18 protein-coding genes are annotated in these 20162 nt (G+C 72.5%); 9 read left to right on the top strand and 9 right to left on the bottom strand.

The window, feature by feature from the left end:
- Positions 1-67 precede the first annotated feature (67 nt).
- The 4 genes from ACZ4M5_RS13730 (at position 68) to ACZ4M5_RS13715 (ending at position 4485) form a co-directional block, all read left to right on the top strand.
- Entirely contained in the window at positions 68-2746 is a 2679-nt protein-coding gene (locus tag ACZ4M5_RS13730; RefSeq protein WP_467736221.1) for a sensor histidine kinase, read from the top strand.
- Positions 2743-3180 (top strand): roadblock/LC7 domain-containing protein, encoded by a 438-nt coding sequence (locus ACZ4M5_RS13725; protein ID WP_467736219.1) that lies wholly within the window; start codon positions 2743-2745, stop codon positions 3178-3180. Before ACZ4M5_RS13730 ends, ACZ4M5_RS13725 begins: the two co-directional genes overlap by 4 nt.
- Positions 3181-3202: 22 nt before the next feature.
- Positions 3203-3613: a DUF742 domain-containing protein gene (locus ACZ4M5_RS13720; RefSeq protein WP_467736217.1), complete on the top strand. Its 411-nt coding sequence runs from the start codon at positions 3203-3205 to the stop codon at positions 3611-3613.
- Between the two features lie 266 nt (positions 3614-3879).
- The gene (locus ACZ4M5_RS13715; RefSeq protein WP_467736215.1) at positions 3880-4485 is read left to right on the top strand and encodes a GTP-binding protein; all 606 of its coding nucleotides are present in this window, start codon (positions 3880-3882) and stop codon (positions 4483-4485) included.
- A gap of 41 nt (positions 4486-4526) precedes the next feature.
- Here the strand turns inward: ACZ4M5_RS13715 and ACZ4M5_RS13710 are convergent, their stop codons facing one another.
- The gene (locus tag ACZ4M5_RS13710) at positions 4527-4955 is read right to left on the bottom strand and encodes a PPOX class F420-dependent oxidoreductase (protein ID WP_467736213.1); all 429 of its coding nucleotides are present in this window, start codon (positions 4953-4955) and stop codon (positions 4527-4529) included.
- A gap of 104 nt (positions 4956-5059) precedes the next feature.
- Here ACZ4M5_RS13710 and ACZ4M5_RS13705 point away from each other — a divergent pair, with 104 nt between their 5' ends.
- Together ACZ4M5_RS13705 and ACZ4M5_RS13700 are read left to right on the top strand one after the other, a co-directional pair.
- Positions 5060-5473 carry a roadblock/LC7 domain-containing protein gene (locus ACZ4M5_RS13705; protein WP_467736211.1) on the top strand — a complete coding sequence of 138 codons (414 nt, stop codon included), beginning with the start codon at positions 5060-5062 and terminating at the stop codon, positions 5471-5473.
- Positions 5474-5600: 127 nt separating this feature from the next.
- Positions 5601-6608, top strand: coding sequence for a DUF6397 family protein (locus ACZ4M5_RS13700; RefSeq protein ID WP_467736209.1), 1008 nt, complete (start codon positions 5601-5603; stop codon positions 6606-6608).
- Positions 6609-6617: 9 nt separating this feature from the next.
- On the opposite strand, the gene ACZ4M5_RS13695 is transcribed toward ACZ4M5_RS13700, so the two are convergent.
- The 3 genes from ACZ4M5_RS13695 to ACZ4M5_RS13685 form a co-directional block, all read right to left on the bottom strand.
- Positions 6618-7514: a DMT family transporter gene (locus ACZ4M5_RS13695; protein WP_467736578.1), complete on the bottom strand. Its 897-nt coding sequence runs from the start codon at positions 7512-7514 to the stop codon at positions 6618-6620.
- A gap of 127 nt (positions 7515-7641) precedes the next feature.
- Positions 7642-8514 carry an acyl-CoA thioesterase gene (locus ACZ4M5_RS13690; protein ID WP_467736207.1) on the bottom strand — a complete coding sequence of 291 codons (873 nt, stop codon included), beginning with the start codon at positions 8512-8514 and terminating at the stop codon, positions 7642-7644.
- Between the two features lie 39 nt (positions 8515-8553).
- On the bottom strand, positions 8554-11067 hold the full coding sequence (locus ACZ4M5_RS13685; protein ID WP_467736205.1) for a DEAD/DEAH box helicase: 2514 nt from the start codon (positions 11065-11067) through the stop codon (positions 8554-8556).
- 145 nt (positions 11068-11212) lie between these two features.
- Between ACZ4M5_RS13685 and ACZ4M5_RS13680 the strand changes: the two genes are divergently transcribed.
- Positions 11213-12007 carry a metal-dependent hydrolase gene (locus tag ACZ4M5_RS13680; RefSeq protein ID WP_467736203.1) on the top strand — a complete coding sequence of 265 codons (795 nt, stop codon included), beginning with the start codon at positions 11213-11215 and terminating at the stop codon, positions 12005-12007.
- Between the two features lie 41 nt (positions 12008-12048).
- On the opposite strand, the gene ACZ4M5_RS13675 is transcribed toward ACZ4M5_RS13680, so the two are convergent.
- The 4 genes from ACZ4M5_RS13675 to ACZ4M5_RS13660 form a co-directional block, all read right to left on the bottom strand.
- A complete protein-coding gene (locus ACZ4M5_RS13675) occupies positions 12049-12297 on the bottom strand; it encodes a type B 50S ribosomal protein L31 (protein WP_467736201.1) in 249 nt (82 codons plus the stop codon).
- A gap of 61 nt (positions 12298-12358) precedes the next feature.
- A complete protein-coding gene (locus ACZ4M5_RS13670) occupies positions 12359-12829 on the bottom strand; it encodes a DUF5709 domain-containing protein (protein ID WP_467736199.1) in 471 nt (156 codons plus the stop codon).
- Positions 12830-13061: 232 nt separating this feature from the next.
- On the bottom strand, positions 13062-14843 hold the full coding sequence (locus ACZ4M5_RS13665; protein WP_467736197.1) for an ABC transporter ATP-binding protein: 1782 nt from the start codon (positions 14841-14843) through the stop codon (positions 13062-13064).
- On the bottom strand, positions 14840-16672 hold the full coding sequence (locus ACZ4M5_RS13660) for an ABC transporter ATP-binding protein (protein WP_467736195.1): 1833 nt from the start codon (positions 16670-16672) through the stop codon (positions 14840-14842). The genes ACZ4M5_RS13665 and ACZ4M5_RS13660 overlap by 4 nt, the downstream gene beginning before the upstream one ends.
- A gap of 220 nt (positions 16673-16892) precedes the next feature.
- On the opposite strand from ACZ4M5_RS13660, the gene ACZ4M5_RS13655 reads away from it, so the two are divergent.
- Entirely contained in the window at positions 16893-17621 is a 729-nt protein-coding gene (locus tag ACZ4M5_RS13655) for a L,D-transpeptidase family protein (RefSeq protein ID WP_467736576.1), read from the top strand.
- 171 nt (positions 17622-17792) lie between these two features.
- On the opposite strand, the gene ACZ4M5_RS13650 is transcribed toward ACZ4M5_RS13655, so the two are convergent.
- Complete coding sequence (locus ACZ4M5_RS13650; RefSeq protein WP_467736193.1) at positions 17793-18242, bottom strand: MarR family winged helix-turn-helix transcriptional regulator; 450 nt, start codon at positions 18240-18242, stop codon at positions 17793-17795.
- A 101-nt stretch (positions 18243-18343) separates the two neighbouring features.
- On the opposite strand from ACZ4M5_RS13650, the gene ACZ4M5_RS13645 reads away from it, so the two are divergent.
- A complete protein-coding gene (locus ACZ4M5_RS13645) occupies positions 18344-20146 on the top strand; it encodes an ABC transporter ATP-binding protein (RefSeq protein ID WP_467736191.1) in 1803 nt (600 codons plus the stop codon).
- The last annotated feature ends 16 nt before the right edge of the window (positions 20147-20162 follow it).

Raw genomic sequence — 20162 nt, 5'->3', positions numbered from 1 at the left:
CGGCTGTCGCACTCCGCCCCGCCGCGGCCCCCGGCGGCACCCCCGACCACTCCCGAGCGAGGAGTCCATGCGCACACCCCGGAGGACGCCCACAGCCGGCGCCCAGACGCCGCCCCCGCCCGTGCGCGGCCGCCGCGCACACGCCGGGCCACCGGCCGAGGAGGGACCCGAGACACCCGAGGGCGAAGGCACGGACGGCATACCCGCGCGGGCCGAACGCTGGCGGATACGTCCGCGGACCGTGCGGGCCAAGATCGTCTGCCTGCTGATGGTGCCCGTCGTCTCCCTGCTGGCCCTGTGGGCGTACGCCACCGTCACCACCGCCCAGGACGTCTCACGGCTGCGGCAGGTACAGCGCGTGGACGCCGCCGTCCGCGTCCCCGTCTCGACTGCGGTCGCCGCGCTCCAGGCCGAACGTGCGGCGGCGGTCCGACGCGCCACCGACCCGTCGGCCGTACGCGCCGCCGAACTGGACGAACTGGCCCGCCGCACCGACGCGGCCGTCGCGAAACTCCGGCTCGGCCGGGGCAACACCGTCGCCGACGGCGAGGAACTGCCCGCCGCCGTCGCCCCCCGCCTCCGGGAGTTCGTCACCGGAGCCGAACAACTGGAGCCACTGCGCACGGCGGTGCTCGACCGGCGCGTGGGCTGGGAAGAGGCGTACGAGCGGTACACGAGCACCATCGCCACGGCGTTCGGGGCGGTCGGCGCCCTCACCGGCATCCAGGACGCCGCCCTCGGCTCCGACGCGCGCGTGCTGCTGGAGTTCTCCCGGGCGGGCGAGGCGCTGGCGCAGGAGGACACGGTGCTGGCGAGCGCCCGCCTGCGCGGTGCGCTCGACGGTGAACGGCTCCGGTTGTTCGCCGGCGCGGTCCAGGTACGCCGCACGCTCACCGATGCGGCCGTGGCGGACCTGCGCGGCGCCGAACGAGCCGCCTGGAGCAGCCTCGACAGCGACGGTGCCCACGACAGTCTGGGCGCCGTCGAGGACAAGGTGCTCTCCGCCGGATCCGGCGCCCGCGCGGTGGACGCGGTCCCCGCGGACACCTGGACCACCGCCCACGCGCGCGTGCACAGCGGTATGCGCACCATCGAGGGCGACGCGGCGCGCAGCGTGGCGGAGCGGGCCGACCCCTTCACCCGGGGCCTGCTCACGCCGGCCGGTGCCGCCGTCCTGTTCGGTCTCGCGGCCGTCGCCGCCTCGCTCGTCATCTCCGTGCGCATCGGACGCGGCCTGGTGGTGGAACTCGTGAGCCTGCGCAACACCGCCCTGGAGATCGCCCGGCGCAAACTGCCCGACGCCATGCGGAAACTGCGCGCGGGAGAGGACATCGACATCGGCGCCGAAGTGCCGTCGACCCCACCGGCGGAGGACGAGACCGGCCAGGTCGCCGAGGCCCTCGGCACGGTCCACCGCGCCGCCCTGCGAGCCGCCGTGGAACGCGCCGAACTCGCCAGCGGCATCTCCGGCGTCTTCGTCAACCTCGCCCGCCGCAGCCAGATCCTCGTCCACCGGCAGCTCAGCCTGCTGGACAGCATGGAACGCCGCTCCGACGACCCGAACGAACTGAGCGACCTCTTCCGGCTCGACCACCTCACCACCCGTATGCGGCGTCACGCCGAGAGCCTGATCATCCTCTCGGGAGCCGCGCCCGGACGGGCCTGGCGCATGCCCGTCTCGCTCACCAACGTCGTCCGCGCCGCGGTCTCCGAGATCGAGGACTACGCGCGCGTGGAGGTGCGCCAGCTCCCCGAGGCGTCCGTGATCGGCGCAGCCGTCGCCGACCTCACCCACCTGCTCGCCGAACTCATCGAGAACGCGGCCCAGTTCTCACCGCCCCACACGCGCGTGCGCGTCACCGGCGAACCCGTGGGCAACGGCTACGCCGTGGAGGTCGAGGACCGCGGCCTCGGCATGGGCAAGGAGACCCTCGCCGAGGCCAACCGCCGTATCGCGCAGTCCGAGGCGCTCGACCTGTTCGACAGCGACCGGCTCGGGCTGTTCGTCGTCAGCAGGCTCGCCGCCCGCCACGAGGTCAAGGTCCACCTGCGGACCTCGCCGTACGGCGGCACCACCGCCGTCGTCCTGCTGCCCACCGCACTGCTGCACGCGGACCCAGCCGAACGTTCCCCCGCCGGGACGGGCCGCACCAGCCCGTACGGCGAAGCGGCCCACGCGCGTGTGCCCGACGGCAGCCGCCTCCACGACCCCGTCCCCGCCCAGGCCGACCGGCGCGCCCTCATGGCCTCGGTACCCGCCGTCACCGAGGCGGCGAGCCACACGGAGGACACGCACCACGTCACCGCCACGGACCACCCCGAGACGCCGGAGCACACCGTCCCGGAGAGCCACGCCGAGCCGGACGGCCGGACCGGGACGGTGAGCCGTACCGACCTGATGAGCCGCACCGAGGCCCCGGGCCACAGCGAGTCGATGAGCCGCACCCCACCACCAGGAGTCGCCACCTTGCGACTGCACCGACCCCCAGAGCAGCCCGAACACTCCGACGATCTTCCGCGGCGGGTACGCCAGGCCAGTCTCGCCCCCCAACTGCGCGAAGGACGCCCCGAGGAACCGCCCGTGACACCCGCACCGCGGGACGACACGCGCACACCCGAATTCGTACGGGACCGCATGGCGGCCTACCGCGACGGCTGGGCGCGCGGCGGAGGCAGGCGACCCGGGCGCGGAGCGGCGCCCCACCCCGCGACGGGCCACGAAAGCAGCGAAGGAGACCCCGCATGATCCAGGACCCGAGCACGCACACCGCCCGGCGCTCCGGCGAACTCGACTGGCTGCTGGACGATCTGACGCTCCGCGTGAGCGAGATCCGGCACGCCGTCGTGCTGTCCAACGACGGCCTCGCGGTGGGCGCCTCCAGCGACCTGCGGCGCGAGGACGCCGAGCACCTCGCCGCGGTCGCCTCCGGCTTCCACAGCCTGGCCAAGGGAGCGGGACGGCACTTCGGGGCCGGCGGAGTGCGCCAGACCATGGTCGAGATGGACGAGGGCTTCCTGTTCGTGGCCGCCGCGGGCGACGGATCCTGCCTCGCCCTGCTCACCGCCGTCACCGCCGACATCGGCCTGGTCGCCTACGAGATGGCACGCCTGGTCAAGCGCGTCGGCGAACACCTCGGCACCGCACCCCGCGTCGGCACCCACCCGCCGGCCGCCGGATGAACGAGCAGAACGGCCCGCGCAGATGACCGAGGACATGACCGGCACCCCGCACGACCAGGGCAGCCAGTGGTACGACGTCGAGGCCGGTCCGCTCGTCCGCCCCTACGCGCTGACGGGCGGCCGGACCCGGTCCGGCCCCGAGGGCGTGCGGTTCGACCTGATCGCGCTGGTCTCCCTGGATCCGGCCGCGCCGGGCACGGACGACGCCCCGCTCGGCCCGGAACACCGCAACATCCTCGGTCTGTGCCGCACCGAGACCCAGTCGGTCGCCGAACTCGCCGCCGGCACGGACCTGCCGGTGGGCGTGGTCCGGGTCCTCCTCGGCGACCTCCTGGAACTCGGCTGCGTCACCGTCAGCCGCCCGGTTCCTCCCGCCCAACTGCCCGACGAACGCATCCTCCGCGAGGTGATCGAAGGTCTCAAGGCCCTGTGACCGGCGGCCGCCGCACACAACCGCCGCACACGGCCGCCGCACACAACCGCCGCACACGGCCGCCGCACACAACCGCCGCACACGGCCGCCGCACACAACCGCCGCACACGGCCGCCGCACACGGCCGCCGCACACGGCCGCCGCACACGGCCGCCGCACACGGCCACCGCACACGGCCACCGGGCGCCGACCGTCGCTCGCCTCGCCGGTCCTCCACCGCACGCGCACCACGTCATCCCTGCCGGCACTCCCGAGAGAAGTGATCAATGGTCTCCGAGCACTCCGACGCCACGGGCGGCGACACCACCGCACTGGCGTTGAAGATTCTGGTCGCCGGCGGGTTCGGCGTGGGCAAGACGACCCTGGTGGGTGCCGTCAGCGAGATCCGCCCCCTGCGCACCGAGGAACTGCTCAGCGAAGCCGGCCGCTCGGTGGACGACACCGAGGGAGTGGACCACAAGACGACCACGACCGTCGCCATGGACTTCGGGCGCATCACCATCAGGTCCGGGCTCTCGCTGTACCTGTTCGGCACCCCCGGCCAGGACCGGTTCTGGTTCCTGTGGGACGAGCTGGCGCAGGGCGCGCTCGGTGCCGTGGTCCTCGCCGACACCCGTCGTCTGGAGGACTGTTTCCCCGCCGTCGACTACTTCGAGCACCGGCGCATCCCGTTCGTGGTGGCCGTCAACTGCTTCGCGGGTGCCCGCATGCACGGTGCTCCGGACGTCTCGCGCGCCCTCGACCTCGACCGTGGCACCCCGGTGGTGCTGTGCGACGCGCGTGAACGCGACTCGGGCAAGGAGGTGCTGATCCGGCTCATGGAGTACGCCGGGCGCATGCACACCGCCCGGCTGCTCGACTCCGTCGGCTGAGCCGCCGCCGGCCGGCTCCGCCGACGGACGGCCCCGCGCGTTCAGTCGGCGACGTCCGCCTCGGCCAGGACCTTGTCGACGGTCACCCGCACGAGGAGTTCGCCCGGGACACCGTTGCGGGCACCGAACTCCTCGGCGCGGTCGGCGCCCATGTAGCGTGCCCCGATCCGGGTGGCCCAGTGCCGCACCTCGTCGAGGTCCTCCGAGACGCGGGCACGGCCCTGCACCACGACGAACGAGTACGGCGGCCGGTCGTCGTCGACGCACAGGGCGACCCGGCCGTCCCGGACGATGTTGCGCCCCTTCACGGTGCTCTTGCCGGTGTTGAACACCAGCTCGTCCCCGTCCATCACGAACCAGATCGGCGCCACGTGCGGACTGCCGTCGGCCCGGACGGTCGACAGCTTTCCGGTACGGGTGCCGTGGGACACGAACTCCCGCCATTGCGCATCGGTCATCTTCTCTGCCATGGCTTCCATCCTCCTTGCCCCGGCCACGGTCGTGGGGAAGGCTGGCATGGAGATCCTCCGAAAAGGAGGGGAATCGTACGGGGAGAAAACGGGGAGAACGGAAGATGCCGCAGAACCAGGGGCTGGGCTGGCTGCTCGACGATCTGACCGAACGCGTCCACGACGTGCGGCACGCACTCGTCCTGTCCAATGACGGCCTGGTGACCGGGTCGAGCACCGGACTGCGCCGAGAGGACGCCGAGCACCTCGCCGCCGTGTCGTCCGGACTGCACAGCCTGGCCAAGGGGTCGGGACGGCACTTCGGAGCGGGCGGCGTACGCCAGACGATGATCGAGTTCGACGACGCGGTGCTCTTCGTCACCGCGGCCGGAACGGGCAGCTGCCTGTGCGTCCTGAGCGGAGCCGAAGCCGACATGGGCCAGATCGCCTACGAGATGACGCTACTGGTCAACCGGGTCGGCGAGCATCTCGACGTGGACGCGCGCCAACCCGAGCAGAAGCCGACAAGAGACCTCTGACCTGCGGTTCTGTTACCCCCGTGGAGTTATCCACAGACTGAGCGCGCTTGGTAGCCAAACGGATACGGTCTGTTGCACGGCGATCGCGTCCGGCGTCAGCCGCCACACTCCACGGGGGAGACCGACCATGTCACGCATCAGCACCACCACCGACGCCACCTCCTGCGCCCCCAGCCGAGCCGCCCGCGACCTCGATCTCAAGCGCGGCGAGTTCGACCTGGCGGTGAACCTGGGCCTCATCCGTACCGTGCCCGACGAGGGCGGTTCCGGACGACGCGTGGCCCGGGCGGAGATCGACCGGCTGCGTGCCGAGGACGGCTCCTCGGGCGACCTGCGCCGGCGCGTCGCGACGGTGGGCACCCATGAGGGCGCCGAGCTGATGGGGGTTGCTCCGACGAGGTTCACGGCGCTGGCGCGTTTCGGCCTCCTGGTGCCGGTCCGCTTCTACCTCAACCGCTACCGCACCGTCGTCTGGCTCTACCTGGCCGAGGAGCTGGGCCGGTTCGCGGCCGAGACGAGCAACGTCCAGCTGCTGACCGGCCGACGCACACCACCCGAGATGCGGGAAGCGCAGCGGGCGGGAACGGACCGGCGGCCCCGCAACTGGCGTGGACGTCATATCGGGTTCCTGACCCGGCAGGCCGGGGACGACCCATGGGCGCGAGCCGCGGCGGTCGCCTCCCTCCTCGATCCGTCCGATGTGGCGGAGGTCGTGCCGGATCCCGAGGAGCGCGCACGACTGGAGCGGTACCGCCCCCGCCTTCCCTCGCACGGCGCCCCGGGGTCGCCCGCCGCAGACCTGGCCGCGACGCTCATGACCGCGAGCGAACCGGACGAGGTCGCCTGGTTCCGAGCCGACCTGGCCCACACGCTGGAGACGGCACGCGAATGGCTCCCGGCTCCCTCTCCTGCCGAGCGGCGCACGCCGGCGCTCCTGTCGTGGCCGGCCTCGGCCGTCGCACGCCAGGCGCCCGGCACTCACGTGCCGTCCCAGGGCACCACCCGCCCTGGACCTTCCCTCGCCACCCGCCCCGGATCCTCCCTCGCCACCCGCCCCGGGTCTCGCCCCGGATCCCGCACCGGATCCCGCCCGGCCGGCCTGCTGAGCCGCCTCCGCCGCAGAGGCCGGCGGTAGAGGCCGTCGTCAGGGCGCTGCCACAGGCTCCTGCTCCTCGTCCGGGGCGACCAGCGACTGGGTGAAGGGGATACGGGACAGCGCCAGGACCCCCGCGGCGATCAGCGCGACCCCGAACAACTGGGGCACCAGCCACCACCCCGAACGGACCGTCTCCTCGTACAACAGGATGCCGAGGGCGAGACTCACCAGTGCGTCGCCGAGGGTGAGCGCCGGCTGGGAGGCGACCAGTGGGCCGGCCTGCATGGCGTTCTCCAGCAGGAACAGCGCACACACGCCGGTCACGGCGAAGGCGTAGGTCTGCCACGTGGTGAGGAAGGCCACGAGTCCCTGCTCGTCGAGGATGTGGGTGGCCGCCTTCATCAGCGCGGCGGTCACCGCGTAGCTGATCGCCGTGGCAGTTCCCAGACACGCGGCACGGGCACGGCCCTCGGGGCGCTTGAGAGCGGCGACCGAGAGGACCACGACCACCGCCGCGCACACGGCCAGCGCGGGAATCCAGCGATCCAGCGGTACATGGGTGCGGTTCCCGGAGGGGGAGGCCGCGGCCAGGGCCAGGGCGAGCCCGGCCACCACCACCGCGACGGCCAGCCAGCCCGCACCGGGCAGACGCCGGTGCATCAGCAGAGAGGCGACGACCAGAGTGAGCGGAAGTTCCAGGACGAACAGCGGCTGCACGATCGTCAACGGCCCCGTCGCCAGGGCCAGCGCCTGGCAGACGGCGGCGCCGATCACCGCGACGATGCCGGCCAGCCAGACCGGCCGCCGCAGCAAATCGAGCATCAGCCCCACCCGGAAGCCCTGCGCACGCGGCACGGTGAGCGCCGCCTTGCGCTGCAGCACGGTCGCGACGGCGTTGCTGAAGGCCGCGCAGACGGCGAACAGAACGGGGAGCACGGTGTGCAGCGTGGTCACCTCCCGGTTGCGGCGGGCGCGTGACGCCGGCTGGTAGTTCCCCTGCCATGGTCACCGGTCCGGGCCCCGGGCGCGATCCGGGGCCCACCCCCTGGGGCCCGGATCGGTGAAGGCCGGCTCAGCCGAGCTTGCGGAAGAGGCCTTCCTGGACGACGGAGACGACCAGCCGTCCCTCCAGGTCGTAGATCCGGCCCCGGGCCAGACCACGGCCGCCGACGGCGATGGGCGACTCCTGGTCGTAGAGCAGCCAGTCGTCCGCGCGGAAGGGGCGGTGGAACCACATGGCGTGGTCCAGCGACGCCATGTCGAAGCCCCGCGGCCCCCACAGAGGCTCGACGGGAATGCGGACGGCGTCCAGGAGGGTCATGTCGCTGGCGTAGGTGAGGGCGCAGGTGTGCACGAGGGGGTCGTCGCCGAGCGGCCCGACGGCACGCATCCACACGGCGCTGCGCGGCTCGGCGTCCCGGGCCTCCTCGGTGGTCCAGCGCAGCCGGTCCACATAGCGGATGTCGAAAGGCTGGCGGCGGGCCATCCGCTCCAGCTGCTCGGGGAGGGCACCCAGGTGCTCGCGGATCTCCTCCGTCACCGTCGGCAGGGACTCCGGGTCGGGGACCTTGCGGGCCGGCGGCAGCTGGTGCTCGAAGCTGCCCTCCTCCGGCTTGTGGAAGGACGCGGTGAGGTTGAAGATCGTCCGGCCCTGCTGCACGGCTGTGACCCGCCGGGTGGTGAAGGAGCGCCCGTCGCGCACGTGCTCCACCTGGTACACGATCGGCACTCCCGGGCGGCCCGGCCGCAGGAAGTAGGCGTGCAGCGAGTGCACGGGCCGGTCGCCCTCCGTGGTGCGGCCGGCGGCGACCAGCGCCTGGCCCGCCACCTGCCCGCCGAAGACCCTCTGCAGGGACTCGTCGGGGCTGCGGCCGCGGAAGATGTCGACCTCGATCTGCTCCAGGTCGAGCAGGTCGACGAGACTCTCGGCGGGGTTCGTCGTCATGGGATGGGGTCTCTCCTGTGTTCGCTGCTGCCGGTCCGGTCAGAGCTGGCCGACGTCGGTGACGCGGACGACCGCGCGGCCCTCGGCGTCCGAGGCGGTGAGGTCGATCTCGGCGCTGATGCCCCAGTCGTGGTCGCCGTTCGGGTCGTGGAAGATCTGCCGGACCCGCCACAGGGCGTTCTCCGGCTCCTGCTCGATGATGAGCAGCTTCGGTCCACGGGCGTCGGGACCGGTGCCGAGGTCGTCGTACTCGTCCCAATACGTGTCCATGGCCTCGCCCCACGCCTCGGCGTCCCAGCCGGACTCGGCGTCCATCTCGCCCAGTTCGCCGACCTGGTCGAGGGCGGCGAGTTCGACCCGGCGGAACATGGCGTTGCGGACCAGGACGCGGAAGGCCCGCGCGTTGGCGGTGACGGGCTTGACCTCGTCGGCCTTTTCCTGGGCCTCCTCGGCGGTCATCTCCTCCGGGTTGGCGAGCTGCTCCCACTCGTCGAGCAGGCTGGAGTCGACCTGGCGCACCATCTCGCCCAGCCACTCGATCAGGTCCTGCAGATCCTCGGACTTCAGGTCGTCGGGGACGGTGTGGTCGAGGGCCTTGTAGGCGCTGGCGAGGTAGCGCAGCACGATGCCCTCGGTGCGGGCCAGCTCGTAGTGGGAGACCAACTCGGTGAAGGACAGGGCGCGTTCGTACATGTCCCGGATGACCGACTTCGGCGACAACGGGTGGTCGCCGACCCAGGGGTGGCTCTTGCGGTACGTGTTGTACGCGTGGAAGAGCAGCTCCTCCAGGGGCTTGGGATAGGTGATGTCCTGGAGCCGCTCCATGCGCTCCTCGTACTCGACGCCGTCCGCCTTCATCTGGGCCACGGCCTCGCCGCGCGCCTTGTTCTGCTGGGCGGCGAGGATCTGCCGCGGGTCGTCCAGGGTCGACTCCACGACGGACACCATGTCGAGCGCGTACGACGGCGATTCGGGGTCGAGCAGTTCGAAGGCGGCCAGGGCGAAGGTGGACAGCGGCTGGTTGAGGGCGAAGTCCTGCTGGAGGTCGACCGTGAGGCGGACGATACGGCCCTCTGCGTCCGGCTGGTCGAGCTTCTCGACGATGCCGCCGTCGAGCAGCGAGCGGTAGATGGCGATGGCCCGGCGGATGTGCCGCAGTTGCTGCTTGCGCGGCTCGTGGTTGTCCTCCAGCAGGTGGCGCATGGCCTCGAAGGCGTTGCCGGGCCGGGCGATGACCGACAGCAGCATGGTGTGCGTCACGCGGAACCGCGAGGTCAGGGGCTCCGGCTCGGAGGCGATGAGCTTCTCGAAGGTCTGCTCGGACCAGGCGACGAACCCCTCGGGGGCCTTCTTGCGGACGACCTTGCGGCGCTTCTTCGGGTCGTCGCCGGCCTTGGCGAGGGCCTTCTCGTTCTCCACGACGTGCTCGGGCGCCTGGGCGACGACGAAGCCCTCGGTGTCGAAACCGGCCCGCCCGGCGCGGCCCGCGATCTGGTGGAACTCCCGGGCACGCAGCGTGCGGACGCGAGTGCCGTCGTACTTGGTGAGGGCCGTGAACAGCACCGTGCGGATGGGCACGTTGACGCCGACGCCGAGGGTGTCCGTGCCGCAGATGACCTTCAGCAGGCCGGCCTGCGCGAGTTTCTCCACCAGGCGGCGGTACTTGGGCAGCATGCCGGCGTGGTGCACGCCGATGCCGTGCCGGACGTAACGGGAGAGGTTGCGGCCGAACTTGGTGGTGAAGCGGAAGTTGCCGATCAGGTCGGCGATCTGCTCCTTCTCCTCCTTCGAGCACATGTTGATGCTCATCAGCGCCTGCGCCCGCTCCACCGCCTGGGCCTGGGTGAAGTGCACGATGTAGACGGGCGCCTGCCGGGCCTGGAGCAGGTCGGTGAGCGTCTCGGTGAGGGGGGTGTAGCGGTACTCGTAGGACAGGGGCACCGGGCGGGTGGCCGAACGGACGACCGCAGTGGGGCGGCCGGTCCGGCGGGCGAGGTCCTTCTCGAAGAAGGAGACGTCACCGAGCGTCGCCGACATCAGCACGAACTGCGCCTGCGGCAGCTCCAGGATCGGGATCTGCCAGGCCCAGCCGCGGTCGCCTTCGGCATAGAAGTGGAACTCGTCCATGACGACCTGGCCGACGTCCGCGTCCTTGCCGTCGCGCAGCGCGATCGACGCGAGAACCTCGGCGGTGCAGCAGATGACGGGGGCGTCGGCGTTGACCGAGGCGTCGCCGGTGAGCATGCCGACGTTCTCGGTGCCGAAGATCTTGCACAGTTCGAAGAACTTCTCCGACACCAGGGCCTTGATCGGGGCGGTGTAGAAGGTGACCTCGTCGCGCGCGAGGGCCGCGAAGTGCGCGCCCGCCGCGATCATGCTCTTGCCGGAACCGGTGGGCGTCGACACGATCACATTCGCGCCGGAGACCACCTCGATCAGCGCTTCCTCCTGGTGGGGGTAGAGCGTGAGCCCCCGCTCGCCGGCCCACGACTCGAAGGCTTCGTACAGGGCGTCGGGGTCGGCGGTCCGCGGCAGCTGATCGATGAGGGTCACGCCCCCATCTTGCCTGGCCCGGTGCCCGATGCGGGAATCGGCTGCGGCCTCGAAGATCACGAACGCTACGCTGGGGCGCCGACCGCGCGTCGGCGCTCCCGGTCAACTGGACAGCGGCACACGAGGAATGGGGCGGGCAACGGCCATGATGGGACCAGCACACTCACTGTCGGGCGCCGCCGCCTGGCTCGGCGTAGGTGCGGCCGCGGCCGCCGCCGGGCACCCGATGCCCTGGCCGGTCCTCCTGGTCGGCGCGCTGATCTGCGCCGGTGCCGCCCTCGCCCCGGACCTCGACCACAAGGCGGCCACGATCTCCCGGTCCTTCGGGCCGGTGTCACGCTGGCTGTGCGAGATCGTCGACAAGCTGTCCTACGCCGTCTACAAGGCGACGAAGAAGCAGGGCGACCCGCGCCGCTCGGGCGGGCACCGCACGCTCACCCACACCTGGCTGTGGGCGGTGCTGATCGGAGCGGGCACGTCGGTGGTGGCTCTCACCGTCGACCGCTGGGGCGTGCTGGCGATCCTCTTCGTGCACATGGTGCTGGCCATCGAGGGCCTGCTGTGGCGGGCCACCCGGGGCTCCAGCAGCGAGGTCCTGGTGTGGCTGCTGGCCGCGACCACCGCCTGGATCCTCGCGGGGACGCTGGACCAGCCGGGCAACGGCGCGGACTGGCTGTTCACCGCGCCGGGCCAGGAGTACCTGTGGCTGGGGCTGCCGGTCGTGCTCGGCGCGATCGTGCACGACATCGGCGACGCCCTCACCGTCTCCGGCTGCCCGATCCTGTGGCCCATCCCCGTCGGCCGCAAGCGCTGGTACCCGGTCGGTCCGCCGAAGTTCATGCGCTTCCGGGCGGGCAGCTGGGTGGAGCTGAAGGTGCTGATGCCGGTGTTCATGCTGCTCGGCGGGGTGGGCTGCGCGGCGGCCCTCAATGTGATCTGACCCCAGCGGGCAGCGGGCAGCGGGCAGCGGGCAGCGGGATGTCAGCCGCTGCTGCCGTAACGCCGCTCGAACGCGGCGACGCGGCCCTCCGTGTCCACCGTCCGGGCCTTGCCCGTGTAGAAGGGGTGGCTCTCCGAGGAGATCTCCACGTCCACGACCGGGTAGGTCTCACCGTCGTCCCACTCGATGGTCTGGTCGCTGGTGGCGGTGGACCGGGTGAGGAACGCGTACCCGGCGGCGCGGTCGCGGAAGACGACGGGGTGGTAGTCGGGGTGCTTGTCCTGCTGCATGGATGCTCCTCTGGCGACTGAGGTGACAGGCTCGGGCCGGGCGGCGGGGCGGAGCCCCGGGTCAGCCGGGCAGGGTGTCCTCGTCGACGATGTGCACCGCGGCCTCCTCGGCCGACGCCGCGGCACCGTCGATGCCCACGTCCAGGGCGACCAGCGCGGCCTCCTCGTCCTCGTGGGCGCCCTCGTCGGGGGCGACCAGCCGGCCGGAGCGGGCCGCCCCGACCTCGTTGTCCAGGAGTTCCCCGTCGGTGCCCTCGCAGTCCCCGATACCGTCACCGTCGTCGGCCGCGCCGTCCGGCAGTTCCTCCGCGAGCCGCTGGTCGAGTGTCTCCCCGCGCAGCCGTTCGGCCGCCGTGACGCCCAGGTGCTCGACGGCCCAGGGCCGCTCCGGAGGGGACCAGCCCCGGTCGAGAGGATCGTCGACTCCGTCGTAGTCCAGGGTGTCCTCGGAGTCGAGCACCCCGGTGTCCTCTCTCTGCTCGTTCTGTTCCGGCTGGTAGACGTCGTCTCCCCAGCCGTCGGAGCTGCTCACGGGGTACCTCCAGGGGGTGGGGCGGGCCCGCTCGCACCAGGGCCCGCGCCGGGCCGCCGCCGCACCGGACGGGGCACGAGCCGGCGCCCCCGGCGGGATCCGGGTCCGCCCGGGTGCCGCCGGTGCCGCGGCCCCTCGGGCGTTCCCCGAGCCGGTGCCTGTCTCCAGACTTCCACCGAGCCGCGGGACCCCGCAACGCCAGGCGCCGGTGGCGCCGGCGCTCCCGTCGCCCTCAGCCGTGCCAGGACCGCCACAGCGAGGCGTAGGCCCCGTCCGCGGCGACCAGTTCGTCATGGCTGCCCAGTTCGCTGATCCGCCCGTTCTCGACCACGGCGATGACGTCCGCGTCGTGCGCGGTGTGCAGCCGGTGGGCGATGGCGACGACCGTGCGGCCGTCGAGGACCCGGGCCAGGGAACGCTCCAGGTGGCGGGCGGCACGCGGATCGAGCAGGGACGTCGCCTCGTCGAGGACCAGGGTGTGCGGATCGGCCAGCACCAGACGGGCCAGCGCGATCTGCTGGGCCTGGGCGGGCGTGAGCCCCAGGCCGCCCGAGCCGACCTCGGTGTCCAGACCGTCCTCCAGGGCCCGGGCCCAGCCGTCCGCGTCGACCGCGCCCAGCGCGGCCCACAGCTCGGCGTCGACGGCTCCGGACCTGGCCAGCCGGAGGTTGTCGCGCAGCGAGCCCACGAAGACGTGGTGCTCCTGGTTGACCAGCGCCACGTGCTCGCGGACGCGTTCGGCGGGCATCCGGGACAGCTCGGCCTCGCCCAGGGTGATCCGGCCGTCCCGGGGCGCGTAGATGCCGGCGAGCAGCCGCCCCAGCGTGGACTTGCCCGCGCCCGAGGGACCGACCAGGGCCAGCCGGGTGCCGGGGGCGACCTCCAGGGACACCTTGCGCAGCACGTCCACGCCCTCCAGGTACCCGAAGTGCACCCGGTCGGCGTGCACGTGCCGTCCCTTCGGGGCCACGGTGCGATCACCCTGGTCGGGCTCGATGTCCCGCACGCCGACCAGCCGGGCCAGGGACACCTGGGCCACCTGCAGCTCGTCGTACCAGCGCAGGATCAGCCCGACGGGGTCGACGAGCATCTGGGCGATGAGCGCGCCGGTGGTGAGCTGGCCGACGTCGATCCACCCCTGCAGGGCGAACACGCCCCCGATCATCAGCACGGCGCCCAGGACGGTGAAGTGGGTGACGTTGATGACGGGGAAGAGCACCGAGCGCAGCCACAGCGTGTACCGCTCCCAGGCGGTCCACTCCCGGATGCGGCGCTCCGACAGGGCGATGCGGCGGTCACCGAGGCGGTGTGCCTCGACGGTGCGCCCGGCGTCGACGGTCTCGGCCAGGGCGGCGGCCACGGCGGCATACCCGGCGGCCTCCGAACGGTATGCCGCCGGCGCCCGCCGGAAGTACCAGCGGCAGCCGGCGATCAGCAGCGGCAGGGCGACCAGCACGGCGAGGGCCAGTGGCGGAGCGGTGACGACCAGTCCGCCCATCAGCAGGACCACCCACACCACACCGATCGACAACTGCGGCACGGCCTCGCGCATGGCGTTGCCGAGCCGGTCGACGTCGGTCGTGATCCGCGACAGCAGGTCACCGGTGCCGGCCCGCTCCAGCACCCCGGGCGGCAGCCCGACCGACCGGACGAGGAAGTCCTCCCGCAGGTCGGCCAGCATCCGCTCGCCGAGCATCGCGCCGCGCAGCCGCACCTGGCGGACGAACAGGGCCTGCACGAGCAGCGCGGCCAGGAAGAGGCCCGCGGTGAGTTCCAGGCGCAGCTCCCGGGTCCCGTCGGAGACCCGCTCCACCAGGTCGCCCAGCAGCCACGGTCCGGCCATCGAGGCGACGACGGCCACGGTGTTCACGGCGACCAGGGCCGCGAACGCGCGCCGGTGCCGGCGCAGCAGCTCGGTGACGTAGGCGCGGACGGTCGCGGGGGCGCCGACCGGCAGGGTGCTCGCCGTCGTCGGGGCCGCCGGGTCGTAGGCCGGTGGTGCGACGCCGATCATGCCTTCTCCTCGATCTCTTCCAGCTTCCGCAGCATGTCCGCCCCGATCAGTTCCGCCCCCAGCACGGCCGAAGGGGCCGCCGCTTCCCGCGCGGTCTCGTCGTCCGTCTCGCGTGTGACCACCGACCGGTAGCGGGGCTCGCCCTGGAGCAGCTCCCGGTGCGTCCCGGTCGCCACCACCTCGCCGTCGTGCAGGAACACCACCCCGTCCGCCCGGTCCAGCAGCAGCGGGGAGGAGGTGAACACCACGGTCGTGCGCCCCGCGCGCACTTCCCGCACGCCCGCGGCGATCCGGGCCTCGGTGTGCGAGTCGACCGCCGAGGTCGGCTCGTCGAGCACGAGGACCTGCGGATCGGTGACCAGGGAACGGGCGAGGGCGAGCCGCTGCCGCTGACCGCCGGACAGGGACCGGCCGCGCTCGGTGATCCGCGCGTCCATGGGATCACCGGCCTCCAGCGAACCCTGCGCCAGCGCCGCGAGCACGTCGTCGCACTGCGCGGCCGCCAGGGCCCGCCGCGGCTCGACCTCACCCGAGGCGGGTACGTCGAGCAGCTCCCGCAGTGTGCCCGACAGCAGCACCGGGTCCTTGTCCTGGACGAGGACCGCCGACCGGGCGTCGTCCAGCGGGAGTTCGTCGAGCGGGACGCCGCCGAGCAGCGCGGAGGTGCCCTGCTGCGACGGGTGCCCGCCCAGGCGTTCCGCCAGCCGGCCCGCCGCGTCCGGGTCACCGCACACCACCGCCGTGAGGCGCCCGGCGGGGGCGAGCAGCCCGGTCTGCGGGTCGTACAGGTCCCCCGAGAGGGAACCGGCCGACAGAGTGCCCGCGCTGTCCGTGGCCCGCTCCAGCGCCAGCACGCCCGCGGCCCGTCGTGCGGAGGGGCGGGAGAAGGAGTACGCCATGGCGATCTCCTCGAAGTGGCGCAGCGGGTAGCTGAGGATCATCACCGAGCTGTAGACGGTGACCAGTTCACCGACCGTGATCCGGCCCTGGCGTGCCAGGTGCACGCCGTACCAGACCAGGCCGACGAGCAGCAGCCCGGGCAGCAGCACCTGGATCGCGGCGATCAGGGACCACATGCGGGCGCTGCGCACGGCCGCGTGCCGGACCTCCTGGGAGGCGTCCCGGTAGCGGTCGAGGAACAGTTCCTCGCCGCCGATGCCGCGCAGCACACGCAGACCGGCGACGGTGTCGGAGGCGAGTTCGGTGGCGCGGCCCGCTTTCTCGCGCTGCACGTCGGCCCGCCGGGTGGCACGCGGAAGCAGCGGGAGCACGGCCAGGGCCACCACGGGCAGGCCCAGGGCGACGACCATGCCGAGCGCGGGCTGGTGGACCAGCAGCGCCCCGCAGACCAGGACGACGGTGACCACGGCCGCGGTGAACCGGGACAGGGCCTCGACGAACCAGCCGATCTTCTCCACGTCCCCCGTGGAGACCGCCACGACCTCGCCGGCCGCCACCCGCCGCGTCAGCGCCGAGCCCAGCCGTGCGGCCTTGCGGGCGAGGAGCTGCTGGACCCGGGCCGCCGCCGTGATCCAGTTGGTGACGGCCGCACGGTGCAGGAAGGTGTCGCCGACCGCGCTTCCGACGCAGGCCAGCGCCAGCAGACCGCCCGCCAGGGCGAGTTGCGCCCCGGACCGGTCGACGACGGCCTGCACGGCGACGCCCACGCAGAACGGCAGCGCGGCGACGCAGCCGAAGTGCAGCAGGCCCCAGGCCAGCGCCTTCGCTTGCCCGCCGAGCTGGTTCCGGAACAGCCACCACAGGAAGCGGGAACCCGAACGCGCGTCCGGCACGCCCGGGTCGGGGTACGGAAGGTCTTGGATCTTCATGACGTCCCAGTGGCTCGTGTCAGGCGGGAAGGGGTGAGGCGAGGCGGAGGAGGGGGCGAGGGGGTGCGGGCCGAAGGCAGCAAACCGTGACAGGTTCGCGTTGCGACGCGGTCGGAGGCAACCGGTTTTCCGTCCACCGCACGCGACCGGCCGCCCGTGCGACCTCGCCCCGTCGTCACCGGAGCGCGGGTGCGACCATGGGGCGATGAACAACGGAGCGATGCACAGTGGTGGCGTACGACGAGCGGTGGCCGCGACGGCGGTCGTCGCCTCTCTCGTGACGGCTCTGTCCGCGTGCGGCGGCGCGCAGGGCGGCGGGACGGACGCCGGGCGCCCGGCGACTCGCCCCCACGCGGCCACGGCCGATCCGACCCGCATCCCCGGTGTGGGCGACCGGCTCCAGCGGCAGATCCCGTCCGGCTCCCGCCAGGTCGTCGCGGTCTACGGTGACGGGAAGAACTCCGCCGACTCCAAGGTCGTCCTGTACACCAGGCACGGCTCGGCCTGGCAGCGGGAGCGCGACTGGGCCGGGCACAACGGCAAGAAGGGCTGGACCACCGACCACCACGAGGACGACGACCGCAGCCCCGTGGGCGTGTTCACCCTCAGCGACGCGGGCGGCGTGCTGCCGGACCCGGGCTCCCGGCTCCCGTACACGCGCTCCGCGGCCTTCACCGCCCCGCGCTGGTGGGCCAAGTCGCACTGGCACGACTTCGACTACGTCATCGCCATCGACTACAACCGCGTCAAGGGCACCCCGCCCAACGACCCGACCCGGCCGGAGGGTCAGGAGAAGGGCGGCGGGATCTGGCTGCACATGGACCACGGCAGCGGCACGTCGGCCTGCGTCAGCGTGTCCGAGTCGGCGATGAGGTACCTGCTGCGCACGCTCGACCCGCGACAGCGTCCCGTGGTGGTGATGGGCGACAGGGCCGACCTGGCGGCCTAGCCCTCAGAGCGCGGACTACCGCCCCCCGTCCGCGACTGCACCCCCTGCGGCGGCACCGGCACCCCGCCCGGCGGCTGCGTACTCGTACCCGGCCGTGCCCGCACCGGCGCCCTGGTCCTGCGCCGCAGGACAGGACCCGCCCTGCCCTCACCCTTCCGCGCCCGGCGATCGTCAGCAGCGCTCCGCCGGCGCCCCGTCGATCAGCGTGTCCAGCAGTGCGCCCAGCGTCTCGCGCTGATCCCCCGTCAGCGGAGCGAGGATCTCCTCCGCGGCCGACCTGCGCGCGGCGTGCAGCTCGCGCAGTGTGGACCGGCCCTCGTCCGTGAGCTCGATGCGGATCACGCGCCGGTTCGCGGGATCGGGCACGCGTCGCACCGTCCCGCTCGCCTCCAGCCCGTCCACCAGGGTCGTCACGGCGCGCGGCACCACTTCCAGCCGCTCTGCTAGATCGGCCATGCGCGGCGGCGAACCCCAGTGCGCGAGCGTGCGCAGCAGACGCGACTGGGCGGGTGTGACGCCCAGCTCACGCTGCTGCAGATGGCGCTTCTGGATGCGGTGGACCCGGCGGGTGAGCCGCAGCAACTGCTCGGCGAGAAGTCCGTCGGGGTCGGGCATGGTCATGCGGGGAACATTATCAGGATGACGTTCATTGTGAGTCTAGGTAACAATGAACGACGATCCGACCCGCCACGCCCCCGGCGACACCACCCGCGAAGGAGCCCATGCGTCCCGACCACGCCCTCGCCTGGACCCCGCCCGACGGCATGGAGGAGCAGCCCCGGCAGGTCCGCCGCATCCTCGCCCTGTTCCGCCCCTACCGGGGCCGCCTCGCCGTCGTCGGCCTGCTGGTCGGCGCCGCGTCGCTCGTCTCGGTCGCCACGCCCTTCCTGCTGAAGGAGATCCTGGACGTCGCGATCCCCCAGGGGCGCACCGGCCTGCTCAGCCTGCTCGCCCTCGGCATGATCCTCGGCGCCGTCCTCACCAGCGTCTTCGGGGTTCTCCAGACCCTGATCTCCACGACCGTGGGACAGCGCGTCATGCACGACCTGCGCACCGCCGTGTACGGCCGGCTCCAGCGCATGTCCCTGGCGTTCTTCACGCGCACGCGCACCGGCGAGGTGCAGTCCCGCATCGCCAACGACATCGGCGGCATGCAGGCCACCGTCACCTCCACGGCGACCTCCCTGGTCTCCAACCTGACCAGTGTGGTCGCCACGATCGTCGCGATGATCGCCCTGGACTGGCGGCTGACGATCGTCTCGCTGGTGTTGCTGCCGGTCTTCGTGTGGATCAGCCGCCGCGTCGGCGACGAACGCCGGAAGATCACCACCCGGCGCCAGAAGCAGATGGCCGCCATGGCCGCCACGGTCACCGAGTCGCTCTCCGTCAGCGGCATCCTGCTCGGGCGGACCATGGGCCGCTCCGACTCCCTCACGCGGTCCTTCGCCGACGAGTCCGAGGAACTCGTCGACCTGGAGGTGCGCTCGAACATGGCCGGCCGGTGGCGGATGGCCGTCATCACCATCGTCATGGCCGCTCTGCCCGCCGTCATCTACTGGACCGCGGGCATGGCCCTCCAGATGGGCGGCCCCGAGGTGTCCATCGGCACGATCGTGGCGTTCGTCTCGCTGCAGCAGGGCCTGTTCCGCCCCGCGGTGAGCCTGCTGTCGACCGGCGTGCAGATCCAGACCTCGCTCGCCCTCTTCCAGCGCATCTTCGAGTACCTCGACCTGCCGATCGACATCACCGAGCGCCCCGATCCGGTCCGCCTCGACCGCGTCAAGGGCGAGGTCCGCTTCGAGGACGTCACCTTCGGCTACGGCGACAAGGGCGGCCCGATCCTGGACGGCATCGACCTCACCGTGCCGGCCGGGAGCAGTCTGGCCGTGGTCGGCCCGACCGGGGCCGGCAAGTCGACACTCGGCTACCTGGTGCCCCGCCTGTACGACGTGACCGGCGGGCGCGTCACCCTCGACGGGGTCGACGTGCGCGACCTCGACTTCGACACCCTGGCGCGGGCGGTCGGCGTCGTCTCGCAGGAGACGTACCTCTTCCACGCCTCGGTCGCCGACAACCTGCGCTTCGCCAAGCCCGACGCGACCGACGAGGAACTCCGGCGGGCGGCGAAGGCGGCCCAGATCCACGACCACATCGCATCCCTGCCCGACGGCTACGACACCGTCGTCGGCGAGCGCGGACACCGCTTCTCCGGCGGCGAGAAGCAGCGCCTGGCCATCGCCCGCACCATCCTGCGCGACCCGCCGGTCCTTATCCTCGACGAGGCCACCAGCGCGCTGGACACCCGGACCGAGGCGGCCGTCCAGGAGGCGATCGACGCCCTGACGGCCAACCGCACGACGCTGACCATCGCCCACCGGCTCTCCACCGTGCGGGGCGCCGACCAGATCGTCGTCCTCGACACGGGACGCGCGGTCGAACGCGGCACCCACGAGCAACTGCTGGAACAGGACGGCCGGTACGCCGCCCTGGTACGCCGGGACGCCCAACTGCAACCGACAAAATGAAAATATGCCGGGTTTG

The sequence above is a fragment of the Streptomyces sp. NPDC026246 genome (genome assembly GCF_055567995.1).
This window is presented reverse-complemented; position numbering and strand designations above follow the sequence as displayed.

What these genes read in the sequence shown, in the direction of transcription:
- ACZ4M5_RS13730 (WP_467736221.1), top strand. Translation starts at nt 68, where the DNA reads ATGCGCACACCCCGGAGGACGCCCACAGCCGGCGCCCAGACGCCGCCC.
- ACZ4M5_RS13725 (WP_467736219.1), top strand. Translation starts at nt 2,743, where the DNA reads ATGATCCAGGACCCGAGCACGCACACCGCCCGGCGCTCCGGCGAACTC.
- ACZ4M5_RS13720 (WP_467736217.1), top strand. Translation starts at nt 3,203, where the DNA reads ATGACCGAGGACATGACCGGCACCCCGCACGACCAGGGCAGCCAGTGG.
- ACZ4M5_RS13715 (WP_467736215.1), top strand. Translation starts at nt 3,880, where the DNA reads ATGGTCTCCGAGCACTCCGACGCCACGGGCGGCGACACCACCGCACTG.
- ACZ4M5_RS13710 (WP_467736213.1), bottom strand. Translation starts at nt 4,955, where the DNA reads ATGGCAGAGAAGATGACCGATGCGCAATGGCGGGAGTTCGTGTCCCAC.
- ACZ4M5_RS13705 (WP_467736211.1), top strand. Translation starts at nt 5,060, where the DNA reads ATGCCGCAGAACCAGGGGCTGGGCTGGCTGCTCGACGATCTGACCGAA.
- ACZ4M5_RS13700 (WP_467736209.1), top strand. Translation starts at nt 5,601, where the DNA reads ATGTCACGCATCAGCACCACCACCGACGCCACCTCCTGCGCCCCCAGC.
- ACZ4M5_RS13690 (WP_467736207.1), bottom strand. Translation starts at nt 8,514, where the DNA reads ATGACGACGAACCCCGCCGAGAGTCTCGTCGACCTGCTCGACCTGGAG.
- ACZ4M5_RS13680 (WP_467736203.1), top strand. Translation starts at nt 11,213, where the DNA reads ATGATGGGACCAGCACACTCACTGTCGGGCGCCGCCGCCTGGCTCGGC.
- ACZ4M5_RS13675 (WP_467736201.1), bottom strand. Translation starts at nt 12,297, where the DNA reads ATGCAGCAGGACAAGCACCCCGACTACCACCCCGTCGTCTTCCGCGAC.
- ACZ4M5_RS13665 (WP_467736197.1), bottom strand. Translation starts at nt 14,843, where the DNA reads ATGATCGGCGTCGCACCACCGGCCTACGACCCGGCGGCCCCGACGACG.
- ACZ4M5_RS13660 (WP_467736195.1), bottom strand. Translation starts at nt 16,672, where the DNA reads ATGAAGATCCAAGACCTTCCGTACCCCGACCCGGGCGTGCCGGACGCG.
- ACZ4M5_RS13655 (WP_467736576.1), top strand. Translation starts at nt 16,893, where the DNA reads ATGCACAGTGGTGGCGTACGACGAGCGGTGGCCGCGACGGCGGTCGTC.
- ACZ4M5_RS13650 (WP_467736193.1), bottom strand. Translation starts at nt 18,242, where the DNA reads ATGACCATGCCCGACCCCGACGGACTTCTCGCCGAGCAGTTGCTGCGG.
- ACZ4M5_RS13645 (WP_467736191.1), top strand. Translation starts at nt 18,344, where the DNA reads ATGCGTCCCGACCACGCCCTCGCCTGGACCCCGCCCGACGGCATGGAG.